The sequence below is a fragment of the Streptococcus sp. GMD1S genome, assembly GCF_000296875.1.
GTDB lineage: Bacteria > Bacillota > Bacilli > Lactobacillales > Streptococcaceae > Streptococcus.
On record NZ_AJQY01000075.1, the window covers coordinates 1 to 3,804 of the forward strand.

The 3,804-nt window shown below is 39.6% G+C and carries 5 protein-coding genes; 2 read left to right on the forward strand and 3 right to left on the reverse strand.

Annotation, left to right across the window (positions count from 1 at the left end):
* Together GMD1S_RS06855 and GMD1S_RS06860 are read left to right on the forward strand one after the other, a co-directional pair.
* Positions 1-451 (forward strand): DUF1307 domain-containing protein (locus GMD1S_RS06855; protein ID WP_000330746.1); only part of this gene is annotated, 451 nt, incomplete at its 5' end.
* A gap of 316 nt (positions 452-767) precedes the next feature.
* Positions 768-1,319: a DUF1307 domain-containing protein gene (locus GMD1S_RS06860; protein ID WP_000855328.1), complete on the forward strand. Its 552-nt coding sequence runs from the start codon at positions 768-770 to the stop codon at positions 1,317-1,319.
* 48 nt (positions 1,320-1,367) lie between these two features.
* On the opposite strand, the gene brnQ is transcribed toward GMD1S_RS06860, so the two are convergent.
* From brnQ to GMD1S_RS06875, 3 genes are all read right to left on the reverse strand, one after another.
* Positions 1,368-2,693, reverse strand: coding sequence for a branched-chain amino acid transport system II carrier protein (gene brnQ, locus GMD1S_RS06865; protein ID WP_001074587.1), 1,326 nt, complete (start codon positions 2,691-2,693; stop codon positions 1,368-1,370).
* A gap of 184 nt (positions 2,694-2,877) precedes the next feature.
* Positions 2,878-3,165 (reverse strand): rhodanese-like domain-containing protein, encoded by a 288-nt coding sequence (locus GMD1S_RS06870; RefSeq protein ID WP_000659167.1) that lies wholly within the window; start codon positions 3,163-3,165, stop codon positions 2,878-2,880.
* On the reverse strand, positions 3,162-3,752 hold the full coding sequence (locus GMD1S_RS06875) for a uracil-DNA glycosylase family protein (RefSeq protein WP_000078130.1): 591 nt from the start codon (positions 3,750-3,752) through the stop codon (positions 3,162-3,164). Before GMD1S_RS06875 ends, GMD1S_RS06870 begins: the two co-directional genes overlap by 4 nt.
* Between the last annotated feature and the right edge of the window lie 52 nt (positions 3,753-3,804).

Here is a 3,804-nt window from a genome sequence, read left to right on the forward strand (position 1 = left end):
AGAAGACACAACAACTCAGTCAAACGAGACTAAACAAAGCAGTCAACAATCATCTGAAAAGAAAGAAACAACTAAAACACATACCTTTGTAAACAAAAGCAATTCTGGAATCACTTCTACCTTGATTTATACTGTAGAAGGGGACAATGTTATCAAGCAATCAGCTAATAACATTGCTGATCCTGAAATCCTTGGTGCAACTCCAGAAGATGTCAAGAGTTTTATCGAAGAAAAGTACAAAGGTTATAATGGACTCAAAGGTGTTAAACAAACGATTGAAATCAAAGATGGTAAAGTTGTTCAAGATCTAGAAGTTGATTTCTCAGTTGCAAGCATTAGCGAACTTAGAAAAGCACTTCCTGAAGAATATTCTGGTATCGGTAATCGTGTCAGTTTCTCAAATTCTAAAAAAGCACTGGAAAAAATGGGATTCACAGAAAAGACGAACTAATCTCCCAAAATTTCATATAGACTAGTGTAGGTCCACCCCAAAAGTTAGACACAACTCTGACTCTTGGGGTATTTTACTATATTCCTAACTGATGAGTCCGATAGATTCCTCCAAATCCCATAAAAAGTGCATTTAAAACTTCCCACTTTTCAATCCATACGATAAAAAATTTTTGAAACAGATAGAGACAAAACTTTAATCGTCAGACTAGTTTCTGTTCATTGTCATGTCAAATCAGATGAGAGGGGAGGTCTAGTTGATTTTGTAGTAGAATCATGTTATAATACAAAATACTTTGATTATGAAAGGAAATTTTATGAAAACTCTTGTTAAAACTTCACTAGCCCTAGTGGCTTCACTTGTCCTCCTGCTCGGATGCTCCAAACAAGCATCTACACCTGCTAGCAGCAGTACCAAAGAAGACACAACAACTCAGTCAAGCGAGACCAAACAAAGCAGCCAACAATCATCTGAAAAGAAAGATGAGACAGAAACCCACACATTTGTTCACAATAGCAATCCCGGAAGAACTTCTACCTTGACATACACTGTTAAGGGGGATGATGTTGTAAAACAAGAAGTCTATAATGTTTTTGACCCTGAAATACTGGACAAGTCAGCAGAAGAGATTAAAGAACTTATCGTGAAAACTTATAAAAAGGAGGAAGGACTTAAAGGCATTACACAAAATATCGAATTCAAAGATGGAAAAGTCATCCATAGCATGGAGGTTGACATGACTGTTGTGAATCTCGAAGAGATGAAAAAAGCAATGCCAAATGAAGTTTCTGGCTCTGGAAGCCGTGTAAGTTTCCTAAAAACTAGAAAAATGCTTAAAGAGGCTGGTTATACTGAACAAACCAACTAACGAGTCGTGCTTATACAAAAAATTCTTGGTCGTTGACCAAGAATTTTTTTATTCCATCTCAAAAACATCACTCTCTTGTTTGTTTGGTAGAACCAGCGAAAGCAAGATTCCGATAATAGCTGGCACTAGCCATGGAAGAGAGGCTGACGCAAACGGAAGGGCATTAATCAGATTTTCAAGAAACTCAATCTTAAAGGAACTTCCAAGAACGCTTGCAAGAGCAATAGCTGTAACAAGGCTAATGGTTAACTGCATGCCCGGTTTTGATAAGGGTACAAACTTATTCACAATCACGATCATCACAATGGAGATGGTGATTGGGTACAAGATTACAAGTACTGGCACTGAGTACTTAATGATTGCATCAAGGCCAAGATTAGCAATAGCAAACCCAATCAAGGTAAAGGCAGTTGCATAGACCTTGTAACTGATTTGTGGGAAACGTCCGTTAAAGAACTCTGCTGTCGACACAATCAAGCCAACTGTCGTTGTGAAACAGGTTACAGTTACCATAACAGCAAGAAAGAGCTGAGCTGTTGAACCAAAGATTTCCTGAGTTGCTTGTGACAAGATATAAACGCCTGGTGTTCCACCCTTCATCACTTCTGCTGGTACTGGGAAATGATTTCCAAGGAATCCTAAACCGATGTAGAGAGCGCTAAAGGCAAGAGCTACCACAATACCAACAACCCAAATAGTTGAGATGTATTCTTTCTTACTTGAAAATCCAAGTTGTTTCAAGGTTTGAACAGCAATCACACTAAAGGCCACTGAAGCAAGAGCATCCAAGGTATTATAACCTTCTAGGAAACCTGTACCAAAGGCAGAAGCTTGATAAGCAGCTGACGCAGTTTGAGGACTTGTTCCACCGTATTTGAAGGCACCTAGTACAACCAAGATAACGATCAACAAAGCAAAGACTGGTCTCAAGATTCGTCCGATACGGTCCAAAATCTTTGATGGATTGAGTGAAATCAGATAGGCTGCGGCAAAGTAAAGCACGGTAAAGATAATCAATCCTAGGCCTTTATTTGCTTCAGACAAGAGGGGACTAATCCCAACTTCGTAAGCTGTTGTTGCTGTACGCGGAATGGCAAAGAAGGGGCCAATTGATAGATAGAGGACTGCAAGATAAAGTGTCGCAAACCAAGGTGAGATTTTCTTAGAAATCTCGTGAATGTATCCTTTAGGATTGAGCGTTCCGATGATGAGCGTTAGGACAGCAATCCCAACACCCGAAAATACAAAACCTGCGATGGCAGGAAGAAACTGTTCTCCAGATAGGGCACCTAGAGAAGGCGGAAAAATCAAGTTCCCCGCACCAAAAAATATTCCAAACAGGAGCAAGCCTGTTAGGGCACCTTTTTTAGCCATAAAAATCTCCTTCATATTTCTAAAATACTGACCTAGTATACCATGATTAAGACTCTGAAAAAAGTATCCAAAATTAATCATTGAATGTTTTCAATATTTTTAAAAATAAGAATTATCTAAAAACAAAATCCCTCACTCAGTTGGAACCGAGCAAGGGAAGACTAGGATCTATCGCCATATAGGTTTAAAGATTTTCAAAGACCGTCATTCCGCCTTGGACATTGATAACGTCATAACCTTGTTCAGCTAGAAATTGACAAGCACGTGCTGACCTCATCCCAGATTTACAAATCACGTAGTAAAGCTGGTCTTTGTCTAGTTGTTCATAAGTATCAGCCAATTGACTGAGAGGTAAATTACGAGCACCTTCTAAATGAAGAGACTCAAACTCATCTACTGCTCTCACGTCCAGCACAGAAAGTGAACTATTCTGGTAAAGCTGGTAAAAATCGTTAAAAGTAATTTCTTTCATTTTGTTTCTCCAAGAATCTTTTGAATTCTTTTTTTCAAATCGGGCATCACTTCTGACTCAAACCAAGGATTCTTAGCCATCCAAATTTGATTACGAGGAGAAGGGTGAACTAGAGGAAAATAGGTTGGTAAGTAGTTCTGGTAATGTTTTACCCGTTCTGTCACCTTGCCACTAACTTTCTCATGTAAATAATAGGCTTGGGCATATTGCCCAATCAAGAGAGTTAATTGGATATTGGGCAATTCTTGCAAGAGTTGTGGGTGCCATTTTTCGGCAAAGCCTTTACGGGGGGGAAGGTCGCCCGATTTTCCATGTCCTGGGAAATAAAAGTCCATGGGAATAACTGCAAACAAGCCCGAATTGTAAAAGGTATCTTCATCTACACCTAGCCACTCACGCAAGCGATCGCCGCTCTTATCCTTCCAATAAATCCCAGCTTCTTGCGTTTTAAACCCCGGAGCTTGACCGACAATATTGATGCGGGCAGTTTTTGGCGCCGCAAAGAGAGGTTCGATTCCGCGTTCTGTATAGCTGATATTCTGTGGATCCGCCATAATGGCTTGCTTGATTCTTTCGATTTGAGACATCTGTTTTCCCTCCAAAAAGAAGTCCAAGCATAACATCTCAGACTTCTATCGT

Excerpts from the sequence above, each read along its gene's own strand:
- GMD1S_RS06860 (WP_000855328.1), top strand. The coding sequence starts at position 768 with ATGAAAACTCTTGTTAAAACTTCACTAGCCCTAGTGGCTTCACTTGTC.
- brnQ (WP_001074587.1), bottom strand. The coding sequence starts at position 2,693 with ATGGCTAAAAAAGGTGCCCTAACAGGCTTGCTCCTGTTTGGAATATTT.
- GMD1S_RS06870 (WP_000659167.1), bottom strand. The coding sequence starts at position 3,165 with ATGAAAGAAATTACTTTTAACGATTTTTACCAGCTTTACCAGAATAGT.
- GMD1S_RS06875 (WP_000078130.1), bottom strand. The coding sequence starts at position 3,752 with ATGTCTCAAATCGAAAGAATCAAGCAAGCCATTATGGCGGATCCACAG.